At 38.3% G+C, this 20,530-nt stretch carries 18 protein-coding genes; 17 read left to right on the top strand and 1 reads right to left on the bottom strand.

The window, feature by feature from the left end:
* The first annotated feature begins 15 nt into the window (after window positions 1-15).
* From G415_RS0103975 to G415_RS0103895, 17 genes are all read left to right on the top strand, one after another.
* The gene (locus G415_RS0103975; RefSeq protein WP_022670299.1) at window positions 16-1,002 is read left to right on the top strand and encodes a class II fructose-bisphosphate aldolase; all 987 of its coding nucleotides are present in this window, start codon (window positions 16-18) and stop codon (window positions 1,000-1,002) included.
* 2 nt (window positions 1,003-1,004) lie between these two features.
* Entirely contained in the window at window positions 1,005-2,186 is a 1,182-nt protein-coding gene (locus G415_RS0103970) for a methyl-accepting chemotaxis protein (protein ID WP_022670298.1), read from the top strand.
* Window positions 2,183-3,361 (top strand): hypothetical protein, encoded by a 1,179-nt coding sequence (locus G415_RS09745; RefSeq protein WP_022670297.1) that lies wholly within the window; start codon window positions 2,183-2,185, stop codon window positions 3,359-3,361. The genes G415_RS0103970 and G415_RS09745 overlap by 4 nt, the downstream gene beginning before the upstream one ends.
* On the top strand, window positions 3,354-3,740 hold the full coding sequence (locus tag G415_RS0103960) for an acyl-CoA thioesterase (protein WP_022670296.1): 387 nt from the start codon (window positions 3,354-3,356) through the stop codon (window positions 3,738-3,740). The genes G415_RS09745 and G415_RS0103960 overlap by 8 nt, the downstream gene beginning before the upstream one ends.
* A 48-nt stretch (window positions 3,741-3,788) precedes the next feature.
* Window positions 3,789-5,456, top strand: a complete 1,668-nt coding sequence (ilvD, locus tag G415_RS0103955; RefSeq protein ID WP_022670294.1) for a dihydroxy-acid dehydratase — start codon at window positions 3,789-3,791, stop codon at window positions 5,454-5,456.
* Window positions 5,457-5,474: 18 nt separating this feature from the next.
* Window positions 5,475-7,919, top strand: coding sequence for a leucine--tRNA ligase (leuS, locus tag G415_RS0103950; protein ID WP_022670293.1), 2,445 nt, complete (start codon window positions 5,475-5,477; stop codon window positions 7,917-7,919).
* A complete protein-coding gene (gene lptE / locus G415_RS0103945) occupies window positions 7,916-8,425 on the top strand; it encodes an LPS assembly lipoprotein LptE (RefSeq protein WP_081639323.1) in 510 nt (169 codons plus the stop codon). The genes leuS and lptE overlap by 4 nt, the downstream gene beginning before the upstream one ends.
* Window positions 8,426-8,776, top strand: a complete 351-nt coding sequence (locus tag G415_RS0103940) for a phage holin family protein (protein WP_022670291.1) — start codon at window positions 8,426-8,428, stop codon at window positions 8,774-8,776.
* Window positions 8,769-9,866 (top strand): NAD(P)H-dependent flavin oxidoreductase, encoded by a 1,098-nt coding sequence (locus G415_RS0103935; protein WP_022670290.1) that lies wholly within the window; start codon window positions 8,769-8,771, stop codon window positions 9,864-9,866. The genes G415_RS0103940 and G415_RS0103935 overlap by 8 nt, the downstream gene beginning before the upstream one ends.
* Entirely contained in the window at window positions 9,863-11,164 is a 1,302-nt protein-coding gene (rimO, locus tag G415_RS0103930) for a 30S ribosomal protein S12 methylthiotransferase RimO (RefSeq protein WP_022670289.1), read from the top strand. Before G415_RS0103935 ends, rimO begins: the two co-directional genes overlap by 4 nt.
* 89 nt (window positions 11,165-11,253) lie before the next feature.
* On the top strand, window positions 11,254-13,203 hold the full coding sequence (locus G415_RS0103925; RefSeq protein ID WP_022670288.1) for a DUF505 domain-containing protein: 1,950 nt from the start codon (window positions 11,254-11,256) through the stop codon (window positions 13,201-13,203).
* A 104-nt stretch (window positions 13,204-13,307) separates the two neighbouring features.
* Complete coding sequence (locus G415_RS0103920; protein WP_022670287.1) at window positions 13,308-14,420, top strand: polysaccharide deacetylase family protein; 1,113 nt, start codon at window positions 13,308-13,310, stop codon at window positions 14,418-14,420.
* The gene (locus G415_RS0103915; protein ID WP_022670286.1) at window positions 14,417-15,484 is read left to right on the top strand and encodes a glycosyltransferase family 4 protein; all 1,068 of its coding nucleotides are present in this window, start codon (window positions 14,417-14,419) and stop codon (window positions 15,482-15,484) included. The genes G415_RS0103920 and G415_RS0103915 overlap by 4 nt, the downstream gene beginning before the upstream one ends.
* Entirely contained in the window at window positions 15,481-16,467 is a 987-nt protein-coding gene (hemB, locus tag G415_RS0103910) for a porphobilinogen synthase (protein ID WP_022670285.1), read from the top strand. The genes G415_RS0103915 and hemB overlap by 4 nt, the downstream gene beginning before the upstream one ends.
* The gene (locus G415_RS0103905; RefSeq protein WP_022670284.1) at window positions 16,464-17,750 is read left to right on the top strand and encodes a diguanylate cyclase; all 1,287 of its coding nucleotides are present in this window, start codon (window positions 16,464-16,466) and stop codon (window positions 17,748-17,750) included. Before hemB ends, G415_RS0103905 begins: the two co-directional genes overlap by 4 nt.
* Window positions 17,751-19,091, top strand: a complete 1,341-nt coding sequence (locus tag G415_RS0103900) for an aminopeptidase P family protein (RefSeq protein WP_022670283.1) — start codon at window positions 17,751-17,753, stop codon at window positions 19,089-19,091.
* Between the two features lie 101 nt (window positions 19,092-19,192).
* Window positions 19,193-20,155 (top strand): sensor domain-containing diguanylate cyclase, encoded by a 963-nt coding sequence (locus G415_RS0103895; protein WP_022670282.1) that lies wholly within the window; start codon window positions 19,193-19,195, stop codon window positions 20,153-20,155.
* On the opposite strand, the gene G415_RS0103890 is transcribed toward G415_RS0103895, so the two are convergent.
* Complete coding sequence (locus G415_RS0103890; protein WP_022670281.1) at window positions 20,148-20,492, bottom strand: thioredoxin family protein; 345 nt, start codon at window positions 20,490-20,492, stop codon at window positions 20,148-20,150. The two genes, G415_RS0103895 and G415_RS0103890, sit on opposite strands and share 8 nt — an antisense overlap.
* Window positions 20,493-20,530 lie beyond the last annotated feature (38 nt).

The following is a 20,530-nucleotide window of genomic DNA, read 5'->3' as shown; positions in this document are numbered from 1 at the left end:
AAAGGAGGTCAAAAAATGGTTCATTACACAGAGTTGGGATTTGTAAATACTAAGGAGATGTTTAAAGATGCGATGGCGAACGGTTATGCTGTTCCTGCTTATAACTTCAATAATATGGAGCAGCTTCAAGCTATAATTACCGCTTGCACATTAACACAGTCTCCTGTTATCTTGCAGGTTTCAAAGGGTGCAAGGAAATACGCCAACCAAACATTGTTAAGATGGATGGCGCAGGGTGCTGTTGAGCTAATGAAAGAGATAGCAAAGGAGAACAATCTAAAAGAGATTCCAATAGCTTTGCATCTTGATCATGGTGATAGTTTTGAACTGTGTAAAAGCTGTATAGAGATGGGATTTTCATCTGTTATGATTGATGGAAGCCATCTGCCTTATGAAGAGAATGTCGAAATCACTGCAAAGGTTGTTGAGTATGCACATAAATACGATGTAACTGTTGAAGGTGAACTTGGTGTTTTGGCTGGTATAGAAGATGATGTTAAGGCTGAAAAGAATATTTACACAAACCCAGACGATGTCGAAGATTTTGTAAAGAGAACAGGAGTTGATTCTTTGGCTATAGCTATTGGAACATCTCATGGTGCATATAAATTTAAGGTAAAACCAGGTGAACAACCACCACCATTGAGATTTGATATACTTGAAGAGATAGAAAGGAGAATCCCTGGATTCCCTATAGTTTTGCATGGTGCAAGCAGCGTATTACAAGAGTATGTTGAGATTATCAACAAATACGGCGGCAATTTGGAAGGTGCTGTCGGTGTTCCAGAAGACCAGTTAAGAAAAGCTGCGAAGAGTGCAGTTTGCAAGATAAACATAGACTCAGACGGTAGGCTTGTTATGACGGCTAAAATTAGAGAGTTTTTGTGGAATAATCCGAAAGAGTTTGACCCAAGAAAATACTTAGGTCCTGCAAGAGAAGAGTTAATCAAAATGTATATGAGAAAGAATAAAGAAGTTTTGGGTAGCGCAAATAGGGTATAGCCGTGAGTTATACAAAAAAGCTGTTTATTTATATGGTGAGCTTTGGAATAGGTATGGGGATTGTGTTCCCCATATTTGCTTCTTTTTTTGTTGATGTAAAAGATGGATACGGGATTATTTTTGATATTAGTTGTGTAGTGGCAGGGATTGTTGTTGGTCTTAGTGGTTTTTACATAACAAAGATAACGATCTTAAAACAACTCAGCAATATGAGCTTTGTGGTAAAAAAGATAGAGAGTGAAGACTTGACTTCAAAAATAGAAGATGAGTCGATTTTGTTATCTAAAGACGAAATAGGCTTGCTTGCAAGGAATTTTAATAAAGCCATAGAAACTCTTAAAAGCGTTATAAAACGCACATCTGAACTTATATTATCTGTATTTTCTTTGTCTTCTGAAGTAGAGAACGATGTTGAGTCTATAAAAGGTGTATCGGTTGATGCTTTAAACTATTCCCGTCAGGTTAAAGAGTCTGTAAGTAGGTTAAATGAAGTGTATTCTGAACTTGGTGGCAGACTTGATATTGTTAGAAAAAAGCTTGAAAGGTCAAATAATACATTCAATGAGAGTTTTGATTTGATAGAAAACAATCTAAACGATGTTAGCAGTTTTTCTGCTTCGTTTTATGAGATGAAAAAAGATGTTGAACAACTAAAAAACATTGTAAATCTTGTAGTGGATTCTGTGCTTGTAATAGATGAGATTGCAGATCAAACAAACTTACTCGCTTTAAATGCTGCAATCGAAGCAGCACGAGCTGGAGAAGCTGGTCGTGGTTTTGCCGTTGTTGCCGATGAAGTGAGAAAATTAGCTGAAAAAACGCATTTCTCAACTTCAAATATAAGGGAAGTGATAACTAAGCTTGTAAACATGTCTGAAGATTTTTACAAAATCATGGAAACAGCAATAAAAAAGGCAGAAAAGAGCAGAAAAAACAGCGAAAACTTGATGGAGAAGACAAGGTTTCTTCAGGCTGATATGAACGATGTTTATAGGGAGTTGCTCTCATTCTTTGAAGAGGTAGAAGAGTTATCGTCTGTCATGAATTATGTTGAAGAGAATGTAAACAAGATTGCGGCTATTGAAGATGTATCGGTGAGAATAGAGAAGATAAAAGACGGATTGGCTGAGCTCGTAAGTAAGGTTGACTCATTGAGAAGAACCATAGAGGTTTTTAAGTTATGAAAAAAATCAAAGAAGTACTTTTAATGGAAGAGATTTTTGAGTTTTATTATGAGAAAAGGCATGATTTTGGGCTTAAATTTCTTGCCCATTACGGGTTTATAAGGAGCTTATGCGTTAAAGGTCAGAAAGAGAAGATAAAAGAGATAGCAAAAGAGTTTTCTGATAGATATGAGAACTTTGTTCAGATAGGTATTGGTGGTTCGGCTTTAGGGCTTGAAGCTGCACTTAGATTTTTTGATTTTGACGGTTTTGGTAAGAATCTATTTATGCTTGATAATATAGACCCTTGCAGAATAGATAAGGTTTTAAAACTCAATCTAAATAAGACGCTGTTTCATGTTGTTTCAAAGAGTGGCTCAACAATTGAGACGCTTGCTGAGTTTTTTGCTATTTGGGATAGGATAAATAGCAATCAGGTAGTTTTTACGACATCTGAAAAGGGTTTTCTTTACGATTTTGCACTGAAAAATGATATAGAGCTGCTTTTTATACCCGATGAAGTTGGCGGCAGATACTCTGTGTTTACACCTGTTGGCTTGCTTGGTTTGGCATTTTTTGGTTTTGATATTGATGGGTTTATTGAAGGTGCAAAAGCTGCAGTAAGGGCATACAGAAATGGCTGGAGCTTTCCTAATGACTTTGTCAACTTCTCCATAGGTGCATACAAAGAAGGTAAAAATATGCTCGTTGTCTTTGCCTATAAGGATTATCTGTTTGGTATTGCTGATTGGTTTAGGCAGCTGTGGGCTGAAAGCTTAGGCAAAGAGTCGAAAGGTCAAACACCCATCAAAGCTCTCGGTGTTACAGACCAGCACTCACAGCTCCAGCTTTATCAGGATGGACCTAAGGATAAAGCTATCCTTGTTATTGATAGCAGTCCAAGATGCGATTTTAAGATAGAGAATGATTACGGTTTTGGCTATCTTAAGGGAAAGACGCTTGGTGAGATTATGGAGATTGAGAGAGACTCGACAATAAGGGCATTGAAAGAGAGCGGTGTTGATGTGGCTTATTTGAAGCTAAAGAGAAATGATGAGTTTGCTCTTGGAGCTTTGTTTATCTCTCTTATGATTGCAACGGCAAAGGCTGGTGAAGTGTTAGGTGTTAATCCATTTGACCAGCCGGGTGTTGAACTTGGCAAAAAATACACAAAAGAGGCACTAAAAAATGGCTGAACTATCTTACAAAACAAATATTTATTATGATGATACCGACGCTGGTGGTGTTGTTTATTATGCAAACTATTTAAAGCTGTGCGAAAGGGCAAAACAGGAGTTTTTTCTAAAGAAGGGTTGCGATTTATTTAAGTTGCATTACGAAGGTATATATCTTGTTGTGAAGGAAGTTAAGGCGAATTACATCTCGAGCTTAAAGCTTGGAGATGAAGCCGAAGTGTATGTATCTATAAAAAGGATAAAAAGGGCGAGTGTTGACCTGTTTTTTGAGATAGTGGCAGGTGGTGAGAAAAAAGCAGAGATAGAGATAAAATCTGTATCGGTTGATAAGGATTTAAAAATAGTAAAACTTCCAGATTGCTTTAGCCACTTGACATAAATTCATTTTTGTTAATAATCGTTCTAACTAAACGCAGGAGGCGTGAAAATGGCAAGAAGAAGTGATATTATGCTGAAAGGCCCAGAAAGGGCACCACACAGGTCTCTATTTAAAGCTGATGGTTATACGGACATTGAACTAAACAGGCCAATAATAGCAATAGCAAACTCTTACAATACAATTGTCCCAGGCCATGTACATATGCAGCAGCTTGTTGAAGCCGTTAAATATGGTATTTACATGGCTGGTGGAACACCGATTGAGTTCAATGTTATAGGCGTTGATGATGGTATAGCTATGGGTCATTTAGGCATGCATTACTCGCTGCCTTCAAGGGAACTCATTGCAGACAGTGTTGAGACGATGGTTAATGCCCATCCTGTTGATGGTCTCGTTATTTTGCCTGCTTGCGATAAGATTGTTCCGGGTATGATGATGGCTGTTGCAAGGGTGAATATTCCTTCGATTATGATTTCTGGTGGGCCTATGCTTGCCGGCAGATACAACGGCACGGATATTGACCTTGCACAGGTGTTTGAAGGTGTAGGTAAATACTTAAATGGTCAGATAACAGAAGAAGAGTTAAAAGAGATAGAAGATGCAGGTTGCCCATCGTGTGGCTCTTGCTCTGGTATGTATTCTGCAAACTCGATTAACTGTATAAGCGAAGTGCTCGGTTTGTCTCTGCCTGGAAATGGCACAATCCCAGCGCCAATGGCTGCAAGGGTGAGACTTGCCAAAATAGCGGGTATGAAAATAGTTGAGCTTGTAAATAGAGGGATTAAGCCCAGAGACATAATGACAAAGGAAGCATTCATGAACGCCATAGCTGCCGATATGGCTATGGGTTGCTCAACAAATACGGTGCTTCATCTTTTGGCTATAGCCAATGAAGCAAAGGTTGATTTAACCCTTGATGATTTTGATAAGATGACTGACATTGTGCCTGATTTGTGCGCCTTTTCACCTGTTGGGCCTTATCATTTGCAGGATTTGGACGAAGCAGGCGGCATGATGGCACTTTTAAATAGGCTTGAGCCTTTGGGTATTCTAAACCATGATTGTATTACGGTTACGGGCAAGACGATCTATGAGAACTATAAGGATGCAAAGGTTTACAGGGATGAAGTGATAAGGCCACTTGATAAGCCTTACTATCCAAAAGGTGGTTTGACGATTTTGAAAGGCAACCTTGCACCTGATGGTGCTGTTTTGAAGCAGTCTGGCGTTGATACTTCAATGAATAAATTTGTTGGAAGGGCAAGGGTATTTGACTCAGAAGATGAAGCATTGAAGGCAATATTTGGCAAGCAGATAAACAAGGGCGATGTTGTTGTTATAAGGTATGAAGGTCCTGCCGGTGGGCCAGGAATGAAGGAGATGCTGCAGCCTACAAGTGCTATAGCGGGAATGGGCATGGATAAGGATGTGGCTTTGATTACAGACGGCAGGTTCTCTGGTGCAACAAGGGGTCTATCAGTTGGTCATATATCGCCAGAAGCAGCAAGGGGCGGCCTTATAGCCCTGATTGAAGAAGGAGATAAGATTGAGTTTGATGTTGAAAAGAAAACGATGAATCTGCTTGTTGATGATAAAACAATCGAAGAGAGAAAGAAAAACTTTAAGCCAAAACCACCAAAAATTACAGAAGGTTGGCTTGCAAGGTATTCCAAAATGGTTGGACCTGCAAGCAAGGGAGCAGTATTAGAATACTAATGGACGGAGGGTTCCAAGTTGAAAAAATACAATCCAGCAGAGATAGAGATTAAGTGGCAGAAAATCTGGGAAGAGAAAGGCGTTTTTAAGGCAAAAGACTTTGATGAGAAGCCAAAGTTTTACCAGCTTGAGATGTTCCCGTATCCTTCAGGCAGAATTCACATGGGACATGTCAGAAATTACTCTATAGGTGATGCAATAGCAAGGTATAAATTCGCTCAAGGATACAATGTGCTCCATCCTATGGGCTTTGACGCATTTGGAATGCCTGCTGAAAATGCCGCTATAAGCAATAAGACACACCCGGCTAAATGGACATACTCAAACATTGATTACATGATAAAGGAACTCAAAAGATTGGGCTTTTCATACGATTGGGATAGGCTTGTTATTACATGCGACCCGGATTATTACAAATGGGAACAGAAGATTTTTATTGAGATGTTCAAAAAGGGTATGGTTTATCGTGCAAAGAGCACGGTAAATTACTGCCCAACATGTAAGACTGTTCTTGCAAACGAGCAGGTTGAAGATGGCAAGTGCTGGCGATGTGGCGATGAAGTTATACAGAAAGAGATGGATGAGTGGTTCTTGAAGATTACAGATTATGCCGACCAGCTGCTTGATGATATGAAGCTGATTGAAGAAGGCTGGCCTGAGCGTGTTTTGGTTCAGCAGAGAAACTGGATAGGAAAGTCCAAAGGTGCTTTTGTTAAGTTTAAGATAAAAGGCACAGATGAGTATTTGGAAGTATTTACAACAAGACCCGATACGCTGTTTGGCGTGACATTTGTAAGTATTGCTCCGAACCATCCTAAACTGATGGAACTTGTAAGTGATGAACAGAAAGAGACTGTTGAAAGATTTATCGAAGAGTTTAAGAAGGTTGATAGGGATTTCTCAAAAGAGAAGGAAGGTGTGTTTACCGGTGCTTATCTGATAAATCCAGCAACGGGTGAAGATGTGCCGCTTTATGCTGCAAACTTTGTTTTGATGGATTATGGAACAGGAGTTGTTATGGCTGTTCCTGCTCATGATCAGAGAGACTTTGAATTTGCAACAAAATACAACTTGCCTAAGAAGATAGTTATCTGGTCTGATGAGCTTGATAAAGATGTCTCAAGGTGGGAGAAAGCATACACAGATAAAGGTATTCTGGTTAACTCCGGTCAGTTTGACGGAATGGATAATGAGAAGGCAAAGTGGGAGATAGTTAAGTGGCTTGAAGAGAAAGGGCTTGCGCGTATTGGTTATCAGTATAGGCTTAGAGATTGGAATGTATCTCGCCAAAGATATTGGGGTGCTCCAATTCCTGTTATTTACTGTCCAAACTGTGGCATAGTGCCAGAAAAGGAAGAGAACCTTCCAGTTAAATTGCCCGAAGATGTTGAGATTACCGGTGAAGGTGGCTCGCCACTTGCAAAGGTTGAAGAGTTTGTGAATGTTAAATGTCCAATTTGTGGTGCCGATGCAAAAAGAGAGACAGACACCTTTGATACATTTGTTGAGTCTTCCTGGTATTTCTTGCGTTATTGCTCACCAAAATACGACAAGGGTATATTTGAAAAGGATAAAGTGGATTACTGGATGGATGTTGACCAGTATGTTGGCGGTATTGAACATGCCGTAATGCATCTGCTCTATGCTCGCTATTTTACAAAGGTTTTGCGTGATTTGGGTTATACAAGCTCGACAGAGCCTTTCAAACGCCTGCTTACTCAAGGTATGGTTATAAAAGACGGCGCAAAGATGAGTAAATCCAAGGGTAATGTTGTTGACCCTGACGATATTATCAATCAATACGGTGCAGATACGGCAAGGCTATTTATCCTGTTTGCTGCACCGCCAGAGAAGGACCTTGAGTGGTCTGACGAAGGCGTTGAAGGTGCATATAGGTTTTTAAATAGGCTTTGGAGATTGGTGCTTGAGTATAAGGATTTGAAGGCTTCTGATGTTGAGATTAATACAGACAGACTCAAAGAGTTGAATTATATGATACACTCAACGATTAAAAGGATTACACAGGATTTTGAAGATTATCACTTTAATACGGCGATTGCTGCAAGCATGGAGTTTGTAAATTTCTTGTATGATTTCAAGCCTGAGACGGAAGATGAGAAAAAACTGTTTGCAAGGGCTATTGAAGTGTTGTTGATTATGCTTAATCCTATTGTGCCGCATATAGCTGAAGAGTTGTGGCAGATAACAGGCCATGATGGGTTGATAGCATTTGAGAGATGGCCGGAATACGACGAAAAAGCAACAATAAAAGATACTGTCACAATAGCGATAACGGTTAATGGAAAATTGAGAGATGCACTTGAGTTTTCTCGTGGTGCAGAAGAAGATGAAGTATTCAAAAAAGCTCTTGAGAGTCAAAAGGTTAAAAGGCATGTTGAAGGTAAACAGATTATAAAGAAGATATTTGTTAAAGATAAGTTGTTGAATATTGTGGTGAAATGATGAAAAGGATTTTGATTGTTGTTGTGGCTTTTATACTCTCATCCTGTGCATACTCGTTTATAGGACAGGGTGGCAGGATAAAGGGTGATATAAAAAGCATATATATCGAAAATGTTGTGAATGAGACATCTCAACCGGATTTGCAGGTCTATTTAAAAAGGGATTTGATAGATGTTTTGAATCTTGACTCAAGGGTATCTCTTGCAAAGAGTAAGGATTTGGCTGATGGTTTTTTGAAGGTTTCTATTGTTAAGTATGATGTAAATCCGATTTCGTATGCTGAAAGCGGCCTTGCAATACGTTACAGATGTGCAATATCGGCTAATGTTAGTCTCATTGATAGTAAAGGCAAAAAGATTATAAGCTCTATGGTTGTGAGCGACTTTGAAGACTATTCGGCGAGTGATAGCGTTTCTGCAACCGAGATGGCAAGGGATAAGATATCTAAGGATGTGCTTAAAAGCTTAGCTGAAAAGATAAGGGATTCTCTGTTTGTAGGGTTTTAGATGTATTTTCTTCTGCGATGGGCGATAAATACGATAGCTTTAGGTGTTGCCGTTTTAATTGTTAAAGGTGTCCATGTAAGCGGTATTGTCAGTCTCTCTGTAGCATCGCTTGTTATAGGATTACTCAATGCATCGCTAAAGCCCGTTATGATACTTTTTACTCTGCCTTTGAATATACTGACATTGGGATTTTTTACGCTTGTGATTAATACGATAATGATGCTTATTACTTCCCAGCTTGTAAGGGGATTTGATGTTGACGGATTCTGGGCTGCCTTTGTTGCTTCAATGTTTATGAGTATTGTAAGTTTTCTTCTAAATCTTTTCGTAAAAGAGGGTTCAGATGAGTAAAATACCTGCTTTAAAAATAGGAGACCTTGTCGCTAAAGTTCCCATAATTCAGGGTGGAATGGGTGTTGGAATATCGCTGTCTTCTTTGGCTGGTGCTGTTGCAAAAGAAGGTGCCATAGGTGTTATCTCTGCTGCTGAGATTGGTATGATTGAAGAGAAGGACTTTTTTCAGCATCCGCAGGAAGCCAACAAAAGGGCTTTAAGAAAAGAGATTAAAAAGGCAAAAGAGATAAGTGGCGGTGGGATTATCGGCATAAACATAATGGTTGCAATGACTGAATTTGAAGAACTCTGCGTTGTTTCAGCAGAAGAGAAAGCCGATATAATCTTTGCTGGTGCGGGTTTGCCACTCACTGTACCATTAAAAGAGATAAGAAGAAATGGTACAAAATTTGGTGTCATTGTATCTTCTGCTAAAGCTGCAGAGCTTATATTTAAGTATTGGGACAGACATTATAAGGATATACCTGACTGTGTTGTTGTTGAAGGTCCGAAGGCGGGTGGACATTTGGGTTTTAAATTGGAGCAAATATTTGACCCGAACTTTGCTCTTGAGAGGATAACGCCGCCCGTGATTGATGTGGTAAAGAAGTATGAAGAGAAATACTCTAAAAATGTTCCTGTTGTTGCTGCGGGTGGTATATACACAGGTGAAGATATATACTTCTTTATGAACGAAATAGGTGTTGACGGTGTCCAAATGGCAACCAGATTTGTTGCAACATACGAGTGTGATGCTGACATAAAATTTAAAGAAGCTTACATTAATGCAAAAAAAGAAGATGTTGTTATCATAAAAAGCCCTGTAGGATTGCCGGGAAGGGCAATAAATAACAAGTTCTTAGAAGATGTAGAGAAGGGTAAAAAGCAGCCGTTTAAGTGTATCTGGCAGTGTTTGAAGGGGTGCGATTATAGAAAGGCTCCATACTGTATAACACAGGCTTTGGTTAATGCACAGAAGGGAAGGTTTGCGGGCGGTTTTGCATTTGCAGGTGAGAATGTGTATAGGGTTGATAAGATAGTCTCAGTAAAAGAGCTAATCGATGAGCTTGTTGAAGGCTATCTAAGGGCTGCAGATAGGTCTCAATGAAGGTCTATTTAGAGTCGCTTGGCTGCCCTAAGAATACAGCCGATAGCGAATACATGCTTGGGCTTTTGGCTCAGGCTGGCTGTAGAGTTGTCAGTAATCCTGAAGATGCCAATTGCCTTATAGTTAACACCTGCGGGTTTATTCAGCCTGCAAAGGAAGAGTCCATAGATACGATACTTGAGCTTGCACAGATAAAGAAGAAAAACAAACAGAAACTCATAGTTTGCGGCTGTCTCTTTGAGCGTTATAGAGAACAACTAAAAGAAGAGTTGCCAGAAGTTGATGCGTTTTTGGGTGTTTATGAGCTTGACAGAATAGTCGATGTGGCAAAAGAAGAAAAGTTAAAAGATTTTAAGTTTGTGCGGTATCCTGTTGCGCCTAAGCATATTGGCTATCTAAAAATAGGCGATGGTTGTTCAAACAACTGCACATTTTGTGCTATTCCGTTGATAAAAGGCAGATTTTGGAGCAAACCGATAGAACAGGTTGTTGAAGAAGCTAAAACTCTGATTGAAAGTGGCGCTAAAGAGATAAATCTTGTTGCCCAAGATACAACAGCCTATCTGATAGAAAAGGGCGTTAAAAATGGACTTGTTGAGCTTTTAAAGGAGCTTGAGAAAGTCAAGGGTATAGAGTGGATAAGGCTTCTTTATACATATCCGACATACATAACGGATGAGCTTATAGATTTTATTGCATCGTCAGATAAGGTTGTTCATTACATAGATGTGCCATTTCAACATGCATCGGATAAGGTTTTAAAAGACATGGGCAGAAGTTATAATCGCTCTTATATGGAGAAGTTGGTTGAGAACTTAAGAAAAAGAATTCCAGATATAGCTATAAGGTCAACATTTATCGTTGGTTTTCCAACAGAGACTGATGAAGAGTTTGAAGAGCTTGTAGATTTCATTAAAGATGTTAAGCTTGATTGGTCTGCTTTCTTTAGTTATTACCACGAAGATAGAACAAAGGCGTTCGAAATGTTTGACGATTTGGATGAGCTTTTAAAGGAAGAAAGACTTATAGAAATTCAAAACATTGCGACATCTATAACCGAAGAGAAGAATATAGAGCTTTTAGGAGAAGAGTTTAAAGTGGTTGTTGATGGAGAAGATGATGAGTTTGAAGGATTTTATAAGGCAAGAAGCTATAGGAGTGCTTATGAGATAGACGGCGTCTTTTTGTTAAAGGGAAGCTTTAAAGCAGGTGAATTTTTGAATGTGAAGGCTAAAGAGCTCATCTCACCAACAGATATTTTAGCTGAAAAAGTAAAAAGTATAAATCTATTTACTTAAATACTTGTAAAAATATTCAACCACAATTGAAAATTTTCAGTTTAGAATTATATTGTTGATAGAAAAAAATAAAAAGTGGAGGGTGAAACATGGTCATTAAGAAGAATCATGCCGAGATGCTTCTGAAACTTCTGAAGGAAAAAGAAACAGACAGACATCTGACGGTGCTTGAAAAAGAGAACGATGAGGTCGTAAGGACACTCGAAAGGGCAGGACTTGTATCATTAGATTCAAGGTTAAATGTCTCTTTGACTTATGCTGGTGTTGGTATAGCACAGCAGCTTGATGCTTTAATTGAGAAGGGTGAGCTTAAACATTTTAATCAGTGGGATGATGATTGGAAGTGGATAGGTTCAGAAATCATAGAGATGCTTGATAGTGCAGAAAAATCAGAGAACATAACAGATATAACATTACCATATCTCAAAGAGAGAGGATTCGTCGAAGAAGATAAACTAAAAAAGAAGTTTGTTTTGAATAAAGAAGCAGAGTTTATCTTGCATACATACAAAGCAACATCACCGCTGCTTGTTGTATCTGCTGAGTTGGCTGAGGAGATTAGAAAGCTGCCATTTGGTCCTGCTTTGAGTTCAAGATTGCATGTGGGTGAGTATTATGAGAGCCTGCTTGAAGCAATGAGATTAATCGCTTATAGCGTTCCTAAGAGTGATGTTTACTCTTTCACTGCTTTGGGTCAGGCTGTAAAGAACACGCTTGAGCTTGGTGGATTTGTTAAGGAAGGTTATGTTTTAAGTCCACACATTTTGATAAACCTTGCAGCTTTGGCTGATGGTGAAGAGATTGATAATGATGCTAAAAGTTGGCTTGAAGCATTGGGTTATGTAAATGCAGATGGTGAACTTTCACCGGCTGGCGAGTGGGCACTTGAAGTTTACAGGCTGTGGAAAAAGGATGCAAGGGTTGATGTCTGGTCTTTCTCTATAGAAGATGAAGAGATAGCCGTTTTGGAAGTTATAGATTATCTTTGGAAGAAGAATAAGGAGAATAAAGAGATTCTGCCAACATTTGAGCAGATTAAAGCTGAGCTTGTTGACAGGAAGGTAAAGGAGTATGAGAAGTTAATTGAGAAATATGGAAAAAAGATTAAGGAGATGCCAGAGAAGTTTAGAAGGATTGCAGAGCAGTTTCAACAGACAAAGAACTATATCAAATGGTTTGAAGATAACTTCAATTTAAGGATAGCTCTCTTCTCGCTTGAGTCGTTTAACTTGATAAAGACAATAGAAAAAGATGGGCATAATGAAGTGTTTGAATTAAGCGAATTTGGAAAAGAAGTGCTGAAAGACCAGCAGGTTAGAAGAAGGTCTATAAGCTCAACAGCTGTTAAGGCTATAACGATGACGAGAAAGGCATTTTCTGCACCAAGCATAGAGTGGTATGAAAAGGCAAAAGAGACAAGCTTGGTTGGAACAGCCGAGCCAACAAAGTCTGGATACTTCTATGCATACTTAGCTGAAGAGATAAAGAGAGAACCGTATCTTACAAAGTATGAGCATGAGATATTTAAGATGATTCCCGATAAGGGTATGACTGTTGATGAGCTTTTAGGCAGAGCCAAAAACGATGACGAGAGAAGAAAAATGCAGTGGGCTTTGGAGAAATTGGAAGCTCGCCATCTGATAGAAATTTTACCGGATAATAATATCGTTGAGACAGAAGCAGGTCAGCTCATGGATAGGGCTTTATCTGGCGTTCCTACAAGCTTTGCAACACCGATTACACCTGTAATGTATAGGGTTATAAAGGCTCTTTCTGAAGTTGGCTCTCTTTATGAGAAAGAGAAGAAAATAAGAATTTTGCCAAAGAAACATAAAGAAGCGATAAAAAGAAGCGGTTTGTCAGAAGATCTATTCAAGGAAGCGTTTAATGTTTGCAAAAGAGCTGGGTTTGTAGGTGTGAATACGGTAAATGAAGCTGGTCTTTTGATACTTGAAGCCACAAAGCTTATGAATCCACAAGAGTCGCTTATTGGATATGCAGATATGTATGAATACAAAAAAGAGCATTTAAGCGAATAACCCACCAAGCGGGCATCACAAGCCCGCTTTTTTTGTTTTCTCTCTTGAATGACTCTCCTTTATGTGTATAGTATTTGTCTTAGAAAACAATAAGGGGGAGTAAGATGCAGACGAGTGTTCCTGTTTTGCTTTACCATCATATAAATTACGACGATGATGTGCTCTCTATTCCACCTGAGCTGTTTGAAGAGCATCTCAAGTTTTTAAAAAGCGAAGGTTATGTTTCGATAACAAAGGAACAGCTTGGCGAGTATTTGGAAACCGGTAAAAAGGATTGGGATAAGGCTGTTTTGATAACATTTGATGATGGTTATTTAGACACCTGGGTTCATGCGTATCCTTTGCTTAAGAAGTATGGTTTTAATGCTATTCTGTTTTTGGTTACCTGGACGGTCGAAGAAGACGAGTTTACCGGTTTGAATTTGGAAGATTACTGGTCGGGCAAGATTCCAAAGGAGAGAATTCCAGACTGCTCATCAACCTATATCAAAGAGCATGGGTGCAGAATAAAAATGATAAGAAGGCTCTGCTGGGAAGAGATAAGAACGATGGAGAGAAGCGGAATTATAGATGTTCAACCACATACAAAAATGCATAAAAAGGTGTATGCAGATAGTAAAATCATAGGTTTTAACAGGCCAAGAGATAAGCATTCGGCATGGCAGATGGTCAAGGGTGATGAGAGATTTGGAACACCGGATTTTGAGAGAAAACCAGAGCTTGCAGCAAGGGAGTTTACAGCAGATAAAGAGCTAAGGGATATGCTTGCAAAGTATGTTGAAGATAACGGTTTTGTTGAGTTTTTTAAAAAACCTAATTGGGAGAGTGAACTTAATCAGATAGTTGAAAGATACAAGAAAGAGAAGGGAAGTGAAGAGATAGGCAGGTTTGAGACAGAAGAAGAGCAGGCTTCAAGAATAAGGATGGAGCTTGAAGTTGCAAAGGGTGAAGTTGGATATGAAGTCAAGAAACGATGCAATGCCTTTAGCTGGCCCTGGGGTGCATACAACGACTTATCACTCAAGATAGCAAAGGAAGTTGGTTTTAAATATCTCTTTACAACGAAGGTTGGTGCAAACTCGCCCGGCGATTCAACATACGAGATAAAGAGATTTGGTGTATGGAAAAAGGATTTAGACTGGTTTAAATCACGAGTAAGGCTGTATTCGAACAAGATGCTTGCAAAGACATACTCAATGGTTCACAGGAAGATATGAGAATTTTGCATGTTGATACAGAAAAAGGTTTTAGAGGCGGTGAGCAGCAACTTTTGTGGCTTGTCGAAGGGCTCATAAAAAATGGCATAGATTCGGCTGTTGCAACAGTAAAAGATGAGCTGTATAACAGGTGCAGAAAGAAAGGAATAAAAACAGTAAGATTAACAGGAAATCAGCTAACTGACTGGTTAAGGCTTGCAAAAGAAGGTAAAAATTACGACATCATACATGCCCATACGGCAAAAGCACTCAACATATCTGCTTTAGCAAAAAAGATTAACAAAAAACCACTCATATACACAAGAAGGGTTGATTACAAGCCGAAAAATAATATTTTTACCAAGTTTAAATACCGTTTGTCAGATGTTGTTGTCTGTGTATCTGAAGCTGTAAAGGATACATTGGTTGGCTTTGTTGATAGCAAGAAGTTAAGGGTTATTTACTCTATAACAGACCCAAAACTTGAAGATAGTGTTGATTTAAAAAGGGTTGAAAAGATAAGAAATTCTTACAAGGGTAAATTTATTGTTGGGACAGCTGCAGCTCTAACAAAGCAGAAAAACATACCGAATTTAATAGAAGCGGCATCGATGGTTTTAAAGCAGGCTAAGGATGTGGTGTTTATTGTTGCAGGAGAAGGCAATCTGAAAGAGCAGCTTGAAAAACAGATAAAAAGTTTGTCCATAGAAGATAGATTTTTTCTTATAGGTTTCAAAAGGGATATTCAAAATTATATAAAGGCTTTTGATTTGTTTGTATTGGCATCGGATAATGAAGGTTTTAGCGGTGCCATTCTAAATGCCATGATTCTGAAGATACCAGTCATAGTTACAGATGCTGGCGGCGCAAGAGAGATAGTAGAAGATAACAAAAGTGGTTTTATCGTAAGAAAAAGGGATTCAAAGCAACTTGCAGATGCCATTTTGAAACTTTACAGGGAGCCCAATTTAAGAGACAGATTTGTTGATAATGCATACAAAATTGTAAAGGAAAAATTTTCCGTGAAAAAAATGGTTGAGAGTTATATAATTGTTTATAATGAGCTTATGGAGGTCAAAAAATGAAATTCCCAGAAACACGAGCAAGAAGGCTAAGAAAAACAGCCCAGCTTAGGGATATGGTTGCTGAGACAAAGCTCGATTTGGATGATTTTGTCTATCCTATTTTTGTAAGAGAAGGAGAAAATATAAAAAATCCCGTTGAGTCAATGCCGGGTATATATCAGCTTTCTATTGATAACGCTATAAAAGAAGCAAAAGAAGCCTTTGATTTGGGTATAAAAAGCGTGATTCTGTTTGGTATTCCAGATAAGAAGGATGAGTTTGGTTCTCAAGCTTATGCCGAAGATGGTATTATTGCAAGAGCAATAAACAGCATAAAATCAGCAATACCGCAGCTTGTTGTTATAGCCGATGCGTGTTTGTGTGAATATACATCACATGGTCATTGTGGAGTATTGGATAAAAACGGTAATGTGCTTAACGATGAGACGCTAAAGCTCTTAAAAAAAGAAGCTTATGTTTATGCAAAGATGGGTGCAGATATAATCGCACCAAGCGGCATGATGGACGGCATGGTTAAGGCAATCAGAGAGTCGTTAGACGAGAATGGATTTTACGATGTGTCGATTATGTCGTATGCCGTTAAATACTCATCTTCCTTCTATGGACCATTTAGAGATGCAGCAGAGAGTGCTCCTGCCTTTGGCGACAGAAAGAGCTATCAGATGGATTTTAGAAACTCAAAGGAAGCCATAAAAGAGTGTATGCTTGATATGGAAGAAGGTGCCGACTTTCTTATGGTTAAACCAGCTTTGGCTTATTTGGATGTAATAAGAGCAGTAAAAGAGAAATTCCCTTATATGCCGCTTGCTGCATACAATGTGAGTGGTGAATACTCAATGATAAAAGCTGCGGCTTTGAAGGGTTGGATTGATGAGAAAGCTGTAATGATTGAGACACTGACGGCTATAAAAAGGGCTGGTGCAGATATTATTATTACCTATTTTGCTAAGGATATAGCTAAAATGCTCAGAGGTGAAACATGAGACGCATACTTGTATGCGACGATAGCTCGTTTATTCAGAAAATGGTGAAAAGAGAGCTTGAAAGTTCATTTGAAGTTGAAGTTTTTTCAAACGGTGAAGAAGCCTACGAGTTTTTAAAAAATGACAGCAATTTTGATTTTGCCATCATAGATGGTGAGATGCCGGGTATGGATGGTTGGGAGTTGATAAAAAAGATAAAAACAGAGCTTAATCTTGAACAATTGCCTGTTGTCATGCTTACTGCAAGTGATGATGACTATTTTAAGAATAAGGCATTTGATTATGGTGCTTTTAACTATTTGAAAAAGCCCTTTAAACAAGGTGAGCTTTACGAATACTTGAAGGCGTTTTTCGAAGAAGAGAAGAATATTATCGGGACTGTTTTAGTGGTTGAAGATTCAAAGATACAGAATCAGACCATGTGCCACCAGCTTAAAGAGAAGAACATAAAGCCTTTAAGTGCATATACCGGCGAAGAAGCATTGAGACTTTTGCTTGAAGGCAGCGAAGTTGATGCCATTCTGCTTGATATAAATTTGCCCGGTGCGAGTGGTTTTGAAGTGGCAAAGGCATTAAAGAGTGATGAGAGATTTAGATATATACCCATAATCGGTGTTACGGCAGCTGAAGGTTCAGAAGGCTTTAGCGTTATGAAACAGGCGTTTGATAGCGGCGTTGATGATTTCATAAGAAAACCATACAGCATGATAGAGTTTTATGCTCGTATAAGAGCCAATATACACAGGGGCCAGCTAATTAAAAAACTAAAAGACGAATCCGAAAGGGATTTCTTGACAAAACTTTACAACAGACGCTCGATTATAACCTTTCTTGAAAAATTTATTGCTCTATCGAAGAGAAACAACAAGCCGCTCTCGTTTATGATTTTAGACCTTGATAAATTTAAGCGAATAAATGACACATACGGGCATCTTGTGGGTGATGATGTTTTAAGGGAAGTTGCAAGAGTTATAGAGAAATCTATAAGAAGCTCAGATATTGCTGGCAGGTTTGGTGGTGAAGAGTTTTCTGTAATTTTGCCAGAGACAGAGTTGGATAAGGCATGCGAAGTTGCAGAAAGAATAAGGGCAAACATTGAGAGCATGAGAGTCAAAAGTGAGAATGGAGATGTGTCGATAACAGTATCTGCAGGCGTGTCTGAGTATAACAACGAGACAATCAACGAGTTCATAGGTAGGGCTGATAAATCGCTTTATAAGGCAAAGGCAAACGGCAGAAATAGGGTTATGAAATCTGAAAGTGGAGAGATAAAGGATTGCTGAGTGTTTAAGAAGGAAGTTTACATAAAAAGAAGAAACTATTTGAAGGATAGATTAAAGGAAGGAGTTGTTCTTCTTTTAGGCAATAGTGAAGAGCCTATAAATTTTCCTGCAAACTGCTATCGTTTTAGACAGGACAGCACATTTTTATACTATTTTGGCATAGATGTGCCGAATATCGCAGCTGTTATAGATATTGACAACGATAGAGGTATTGTTTTTGGCGATGATTTAGATGAAGATGAGCTTATCTGGATAAAAAGGGAGAGTAATTTAAAAGAGCTTACAGACAGAAGTGGCGCAGAGTTAAGACAGTCAAAAGAGCTCAAAAACTATTTTAGAAACAGAAGCGTTAGAATAATTCCACAATACAGAAGCTCGAATATTATAAAGCTTGCCGAAATATTTGATATTAAATGTCATGAAGTTGAAGGATTGGTAGATATTGAGCTTGTAAGAGTTATAGCCAATCAGCGTTTAGAGAAAGAAGAAAGAGAAATTTATGAGATAAAGAAGGCTATAGAGATAAGCAAGGGCATGTTTGAGATAGCTTTTGAGAAGGCAAAAGATGGAACAAAAGAAAGAGAGATACTTGCAGAAGTTGAAGGCTATGCCATCAAAAATGGTGTTTGGCTCTCATTTCCAACGATTTTGACAAAGGATGGTGCAATTCTTCACAATACGACACACGAAAATACGCTAAGAAAGAACGACATGTTTATACTTGACTCTGGAGTTGAGACTAAAGAGCATTATGCAAGCGATATAACAAGAACAGTTCCAGTTGATGGTGAGTTTACGCCGCTTCAGAAAGATATATACCAGATTGTCAAAAAAGCGCAGCAGGTATCGTTTGACAGTATAAGAGAAGGTGAGATGTTTATAAATTTGCATCTTAAAGCTGCAAGGGTGATAGCAGAAGGGCTTAAAGAGTTGGGATTTTTGAAGGGTGGCATTGATGACATTATGCAGAATCACGCTTATGCTCTGTTCTTCCCGCATGGATTGGGTCATCCGTTGGGATTGGATGTTCACGACCTTGAAGCGCTGGGTGAAAATTATGTTGGGTATGATGAGAGTGTAAAAAGGAGTAATATATTTGGGCTTAAATCTTTAAGGTTTGCTCGTAAGCTTAAAGAGAATTATGTTATGACTATTGAACCTGGAATTTACTTTATCCCTAAACTCATAAAAAAGTGGTATGAAGAAGCTAAATTCAAAGAGTTTATAAATTACGATAGAGCTTTTGAGATGCTTGATTTTGGTGGTATAAGGCTTGAAGATGATGTTTTGGTTTTAAAGGATTCTTGTGATGTTTTAAGTGAATCTATAATTAAAACATAAGTTAATTAAGAAATTAAAACTTGCTTGAAATTTAATGTTAAATCAGATAAACTTTCACTTAGAGATTTGATTGTAAAAAGGTATTGGAAAGTAAAAAATTCATGCTTGAACTTCTGATTAAAAATAAAAAAGCAACAGAATACACTTTTGATTATCTGCTTTCTTATTATCGTGTTCTGTTTGAGAAAAATCCTGCGGCAATATTTGTCGTTGATAAAAACAGAAATTTAATAGATGTAAATCCTTCAGTTTATAGACTTCTCGGTTATAAAAGAGAAGAGCTGATAGGTAAAAATGCGTCCATATTACATCCAAATGAGAAGTCGTATTTTAGGCAACAACCCTTATTTGAAAAGATTTTAGATAGTGATATTGTTGTTACCTTTGAAAGGAGTCTCAAACGCAAGGATGGTAGAATTATATGGACTCAAATGACGGGCTCAAGAATAATGTTGCCAACTGAAGAGTTTGGAGTTTTGTGGAGCGCTGTTGACTCAACAGAATTGCATAGATTAAGAAAAAAGCTTGAATATTCGGCAGGTCATGATTATTTGACAGGTCTTTACAATAGAAGCAGTCTTGAGTGCGAACTTGAAAGGGTAGCGGCAAGGGCGCAGAGAACCGGTGAAAAGATAATGGTATGTATAATAGACCTTGATGATTTTAAGCAGATAAATGATGAGTATGGGCATCATGCAGGTGATGTTGTTTTAAAGACTGTGGCAAGAAGGCTAAGAACAAACTTAAGAAGCAGTGATTTTATCTCAAGGTTTGGCGGCGATGAGTTTGTTCTGATTTTTGAAGGTGTAAAATCGAAGCGTTCTGTGGATGTTATACTCTCAAAGATAGATAGGTCTTTTAAGCAACCTATGAGAATATCGCCTTCTGCAAGTAATATTGAGATAGAATACAGTATGGGTGTTTACATATATGTGCCATCTTCTTCTATAACGACAAATGTTGCATTAAGGTTTGCAGACTCTGCTTTGTATAAGTGCAAAGAACTCAAGGGAAAAAGAAAAATCAACTGGGTGTTTTCAGACAAAAGCTTCAGGTTTACTTAAAACCAAACAGCCTTTTTATCTTTTTGACGAACTCTCCATCTTTTATAAGCTCTTCAAGTTCTAACTCTATGGCTTTTATGGATACGGCTCCCGCTTCCTTACCAACAAGCTTTTTACCATTCATGAAAACAGTGAAGGGAACTGACATAATGTTGTATTTTAAGGCTATCTCCTGATTTCTTGAGATGTTGATAGTGTAAAACTCTATTCCTTTTTCTTGATATTTCTTTTCTATTTGCTTTAGATTCTTTTCCATCTTTTTGCAGTGTGGACAGTGGTCTGATGTGAAAAGCACAACAAATTTACCATTTTCAGGTAATTCTTTAATTTGTTTCATTACTTTTGCCTCCTTTTACACATTAATTATTTATCAAA

The sequence above is a fragment of the Hippea alviniae EP5-r genome (assembly GCF_000420385.1).
Lineage (GTDB): Bacteria > Campylobacterota_A > Desulfurellia > Desulfurellales > Hippeaceae > Hippea > Hippea alviniae.
This window is presented reverse-complemented; position numbering and strand designations above follow the sequence as displayed.

What these genes read in the sequence shown, in the direction of transcription:
- G415_RS0103975 (WP_022670299.1), top strand. Translation starts at nt 16, where the DNA reads ATGGTTCATTACACAGAGTTGGGATTTGTAAATACTAAGGAGATGTTT.
- G415_RS09745 (WP_022670297.1), top strand. Translation starts at nt 2,183, where the DNA reads ATGAAAAAAATCAAAGAAGTACTTTTAATGGAAGAGATTTTTGAGTTT.
- G415_RS0103960 (WP_022670296.1), top strand. Translation starts at nt 3,354, where the DNA reads ATGGCTGAACTATCTTACAAAACAAATATTTATTATGATGATACCGAC.
- ilvD (WP_022670294.1), top strand. Translation starts at nt 3,789, where the DNA reads ATGGCAAGAAGAAGTGATATTATGCTGAAAGGCCCAGAAAGGGCACCA.
- lptE (WP_081639323.1), top strand. Translation starts at nt 7,916, where the DNA reads ATGATGAAAAGGATTTTGATTGTTGTTGTGGCTTTTATACTCTCATCC.
- G415_RS0103940 (WP_022670291.1), top strand. Translation starts at nt 8,426, where the DNA reads ATGTATTTTCTTCTGCGATGGGCGATAAATACGATAGCTTTAGGTGTT.
- G415_RS0103935 (WP_022670290.1), top strand. Translation starts at nt 8,769, where the DNA reads ATGAGTAAAATACCTGCTTTAAAAATAGGAGACCTTGTCGCTAAAGTT.
- rimO (WP_022670289.1), top strand. Translation starts at nt 9,863, where the DNA reads ATGAAGGTCTATTTAGAGTCGCTTGGCTGCCCTAAGAATACAGCCGAT.
- G415_RS0103925 (WP_022670288.1), top strand. Translation starts at nt 11,254, where the DNA reads ATGGTCATTAAGAAGAATCATGCCGAGATGCTTCTGAAACTTCTGAAG.
- G415_RS0103920 (WP_022670287.1), top strand. Translation starts at nt 13,308, where the DNA reads ATGCAGACGAGTGTTCCTGTTTTGCTTTACCATCATATAAATTACGAC.
- G415_RS0103915 (WP_022670286.1), top strand. Translation starts at nt 14,417, where the DNA reads ATGAGAATTTTGCATGTTGATACAGAAAAAGGTTTTAGAGGCGGTGAG.
- hemB (WP_022670285.1), top strand. Translation starts at nt 15,481, where the DNA reads ATGAAATTCCCAGAAACACGAGCAAGAAGGCTAAGAAAAACAGCCCAG.
- G415_RS0103905 (WP_022670284.1), top strand. Translation starts at nt 16,464, where the DNA reads ATGAGACGCATACTTGTATGCGACGATAGCTCGTTTATTCAGAAAATG.
- G415_RS0103895 (WP_022670282.1), top strand. Translation starts at nt 19,193, where the DNA reads ATGCTTGAACTTCTGATTAAAAATAAAAAAGCAACAGAATACACTTTT.
- G415_RS0103890 (WP_022670281.1), bottom strand. Translation starts at nt 20,492, where the DNA reads ATGAAACAAATTAAAGAATTACCTGAAAATGGTAAATTTGTTGTGCTT.